3 protein-coding genes are annotated in these 4217 nt (G+C 54.2%); all 3 read left to right on the top strand.

Annotation, left to right across the window (positions count from 1 at the left end):
- A partial coding sequence (locus ACOSYY_RS00080) for a cadherin repeat domain-containing protein (RefSeq protein WP_421660177.1) occupies window positions 1–835 on the top strand: 835 nt, incomplete at its 5' end.
- Between the two features lie 203 nt (window positions 836–1038).
- A complete protein-coding gene (locus tag ACOSYY_RS00075; RefSeq protein ID WP_421660175.1) occupies window positions 1039–3351 on the top strand; it encodes a PBP1A family penicillin-binding protein in 2313 nt (770 codons plus the stop codon).
- A 105-nt stretch (window positions 3352–3456) separates the two neighbouring features.
- Window positions 3457–3900, top strand: coding sequence for a bactofilin family protein (locus ACOSYY_RS00070; protein ID WP_421660174.1), 444 nt, complete (start codon window positions 3457–3459; stop codon window positions 3898–3900).
- The last annotated feature ends 317 nt before the right edge of the window (window positions 3901–4217 follow it).

Genomic DNA, 4217 nt, shown 5'->3' with positions numbered 1-4217 from the left:
CGATCCCGACAGCGGGGACACGGCGACCTACACCTTGACCGACAATGCGGGCGGGCGCTTTGCGATCAACAGCAGCACGGGCGAGGTCACGGTTGTCAACGGCGCGCTCTTGAACTACGAAACCACGACTAGCCATATGATCACTGTCAGGGTCATGGACGCAGGTGGGTTGACCTATGACAAGTCTTTTACCATCATCCTCATCGATGCGTATGAGCCGCTGCCACCTCCGAATGTGTCCGGCACTTCTGGGACAAGTCATTCGATGGTCACACATGAGAATGGCATGGCGTTCTCTTCGCTTTGGGATGAAGAACTTGAGACCGGCAAAGTGCAATTCCGTCCGTTAGAGGGCCTTCGAAAGGCGATGGAAATAACAACGGAATCTTCCCCGCCAGCCGATACAGCGAACCTCAAGGAAAAGCATCCGGGTGTTAGTCACGAAGAGTCTCTTGAGAAAGAGAAGTCGAATGCAGAAGAAACGGAATTGTCACCTGCTCAAATCAGCGAGAACAAGACCAAGGGAAAGGTCACAGCCCAAGATCATAAAGATTCCACTTCGCTTGTATCGGATCACGGAGAATTCCAACACCCAGACCGTACAACTGAAATCGCCATCGGCACGACAATGGCGGTTGGGTTGGCAGGTGTTGTCCTGCCTGGTGGTGTCGGGACCAAAGAAAAGTTGACCGCCAACCTTAGGCGACCGCGAGTTCATGACGAAAAAACTTTGCCGAATATGGAGCCTGAATTCTCAAGCGAGGACGGCAGTCGTTCACGGCCCAATGAATCGGAGCATGACGGTCCCATTTCAGATAAGCCAGACACCGCCTGAGGTCTCCACCGTACTTCGGAGTTGGAGATGTCAGGTGTTTCCCAACCGATCGAGTTGACCCGATAACCTCCTTACTCTGGCCACAGTCGTTCACGACTTCTGTTAGCACAGCAACAGCACGAATAGATTCTCCGGGATGCGCATTCCCATAGATATTAGCCGCACAGTTTCCTTGTCTGAAGATACAGGGTAAGCTGGGGGCCATGTTGGCTCGAACGTCACCTCGGCCTGCCTCGTTGACGAGGCGCCTCCTCGTTCCATTCCTTATCGTATTTGGAGCGACGTTAGCTCTAGTGGGCGGGTATGCTATCTTTCTTTCAACCACTCTGGCTCTCCCCAAAAGCGATGAGCATCCACCACTGTTGATCTATGGCGCCCCGTTTTTTTTGACGCCGGGGCTCCATCCTGTAGATTCGGGATTGCTCGACCATCTGCGCCGGTTGGAGTACAAGTCGGTCGCTGCGGCACCACGGGCAGCAGGTGAGTATTTCGCCACAAAGGACTTAATCGAGATCTTTCTGCATGCTCAGGAGGAGAATCAACTTCCTGCACGATCAGTCCGATTGATCCTGGTGAACGGCATCATCACCGAGGTGTTGTCAGCGTCCGATGGACAACCGCTTCCCTTGGTTTCCCTCGAGCCGGTTTTGATCAGCGGGATGCGCTCCGGTTCCCGGCAGGTCCGGGAATGGATTCCGCTGGACCGTGTGCCTCCCTCTCTGATTAAGACGCTACTGATCATCGAAGATCATCGATTTTTTTCCCATTTCGGCGTTGATCCCATCGCAATCGGGCGAGCCCTTTGGATCAACACGACTCGCGGCGGAGTCGTGCAGGGAGGCAGCACGCTCACTCAGCAATTGGCCAAGAACCTCTACTATTCTCCAAAGCGAACCATTGGGCGGAAGCTCAGGGAAGTGATGGCCGCGATAGCCCTCGAGTTCAAGTATCGGAAGGAAGAAATCCTGGAGAGCTATTTGAACGAGATCTATCTCGGTCAAGCCGGACCGGTTTCGATCTACGGTGTGGGAGAAGCCTCTCATCGCTACTTCAGTAAGAATGTTGACGAACTGTCCATCGATGGAATGGCGCTGATCGTCGGATTGATCAAGGGTCCCAACACGTATTCCCCTGTAAAAGACATTGAGTATGCAACGAAGCGGCGAAATGTGGTGCTTCGACGTCTGAGGGAAGAGGGGATTTTGACGGAGGAGGCCGTGGCGCATGCCATGAGCCGGCCGGTGAAAGTCATGCTGAATCAGGACGTTCTCACCGATGCGCCGTACTTTGTCGATCACTTGCTCAGAGAAATTGAGCAAGGGATAGGAATGGACATACCGGACGGCGCAAGAATTTATTCGACCCTTGACCCCAGAGTTCAGCGAATCGTCGCGCAGGTGCTGCAGGAAGGGTTGACGAAACTTGAAAAGCGCTATCCGGCTCTGGCCGGAGTCGAACCTCCGCTTCAGGGAGCCGCGGTCGTACTCGATGTGAAGACCGGCCATGTGCTGGCGATGGTAGGCGGTCGTAACTATCGCCTAAGTCAGTTCAATCGTGCGGTGCAAGCGCATCGATCGGCGGGATCTCTCTTCAAACCATTTGTGTACCTCGCTGGATTTGAGGCGGCACGTGACCAAGGTACGGCCGGACTGACTCCGGCAACATTACTCGTGGATGAGCCGGTGACGTTAGAGTCCGGCACAGGGTCTTGGACGCCTCAGAATTACGATCGGCAATACAGAGGACAAGTGACGGTCCGAACGGCGATCGAGCAGTCCTTGAACGTTCCTGCCGTTCGGACTGCACACCGAACTGGAATTACAGCGCTCATGAATTTGCTACATGCGTTTGGAATAACCACACCGTTGGCGGACAATTTGTCGCTGGCGCTGGGTAGTTCTTCGGTCTCTTTGCTTCAGATTACGTCTGCGTACGCCGGCCTCGCCAACGGAGGCATAGTCATCCATCCGATTGCGCTGTCCAACATGGTGCGTGAGGGAAGGGAAACCATTTGGAGCCCTCCCCTCGATCGACATCAGGCCGCAACCCCGCAAGGAGCGTTTCTTATTACATCGCTGTTGAAAGGGGTGATGGATCGAGGTACGGGGGCTAAAGCTAGAGCGTTAGGGGTGCGAGGTCCTGTGGCAGGCAAGACTGGGACGACCGATGGGTACCGAGATGCTTGGTTCATCGGATATAGTCGAGACATAGCGATCGGTGTGTGGGTCGGTTTTGATGACGAACGACCCATCAAATTGACCGGTGCACAGGCAGCCCTTCCAATATGGAGTGAATTGGCGGTTCAGATCATGCCGCGTGATCCTCCGGATTTTGACATGCCGGTTGGGGTCGTCCGGCATAGGGTCGATCCCAAAAGCGGACAGCTCGCGACTTCGCAATGTCCGGAGAAAACGTTAGAGTTCTTCATCGCAGGGACGGAGCCGACAGCCTATTGCGAAGTTCACGGTGGCGGGCTCTGGGAACGACTGAAGCAGACGTTCGGTTTGCCGCAATAAAGTAAGTTAGAGGCCAGTACAGCGATGCCGGATTCCACAAACTGTTATGCCTATCCCCGGTCCTACGGTAACCTGTGAGAAGATCATCTGCACCGAGGAGCCCCCATGAAAAAAACCGGTTATATAGACGATGGCAATATCACGTTGTTGGCAAAAGGTGTCGAACTGAAGGGTGAAATCAAAGTCGACGGTACCGTGCGGATCGATGGACGGCTCGAAGGTGATGTGCACACGAAAGGAGAAGTCATTGTCGGGGAAGACGGAGTTGTGAAGGGAGCCATCCACGCCGACTCACTGATCAGCAGTGGACGTATTAAGGCCACGGTGACGGCAACCGGAAAAATCCAACTCCTCAAAACAGCGATCCTCATCGGCGAAGTCCATTGTCCTACAATGTTGATGGAGGAGGGAGCCAAATTTCAGGGCGTGAGCGACATGGGCGTGACCGCCTGGCCCGAAGAAGCGCCCCGGTTGCCTAATAACGTTCGCGACATGAACATGCATCGAGGGAAAGCGGTTGCGCTAATCGGAAAGGCCCCCGACCTGTAAACTAACCTCCGCCTCGTGCTCTCAGTGCTGTCCCACATCGGGAGGCCCCTCTCTTTCCATGCCATTCTTTTTCCTGTCGTGACAGACGCTGTTGGATCTGCTATTTACTCGATACCTTTTCAAGAGGTTCCGACATCTTCCATGACTCGACAGCAGATCTTTTCCATCGTGTTCTTTTCTCTCCTGGTATTACTTCTTTATCAAATCGGGCTGATGCTCAAGCCGTTCCTCTTCTCAGCCTTGTGGGCGGGCTTGTTGGCCCATTTGGCATTTCCTCTCCATGTCCGTTTGACGAAACTGTTCGGCGGTAAGGACGT

It is taken from the genome of Nitrospira sp. BLG_2 (genome assembly GCF_049222245.1).
This window is presented reverse-complemented; position numbering and strand designations above follow the sequence as displayed.

Coding starts and splice junctions, on each gene's coding strand:
- ACOSYY_RS00070 (WP_421660174.1), top strand. CDS start 3,457: ATGAAAAAAACCGGTTATATAGACGATGGCAATATCACGTTGTTGGCA.
- ACOSYY_RS00075 (WP_421660175.1), top strand. CDS start 1,039: ATGTTGGCTCGAACGTCACCTCGGCCTGCCTCGTTGACGAGGCGCCTC.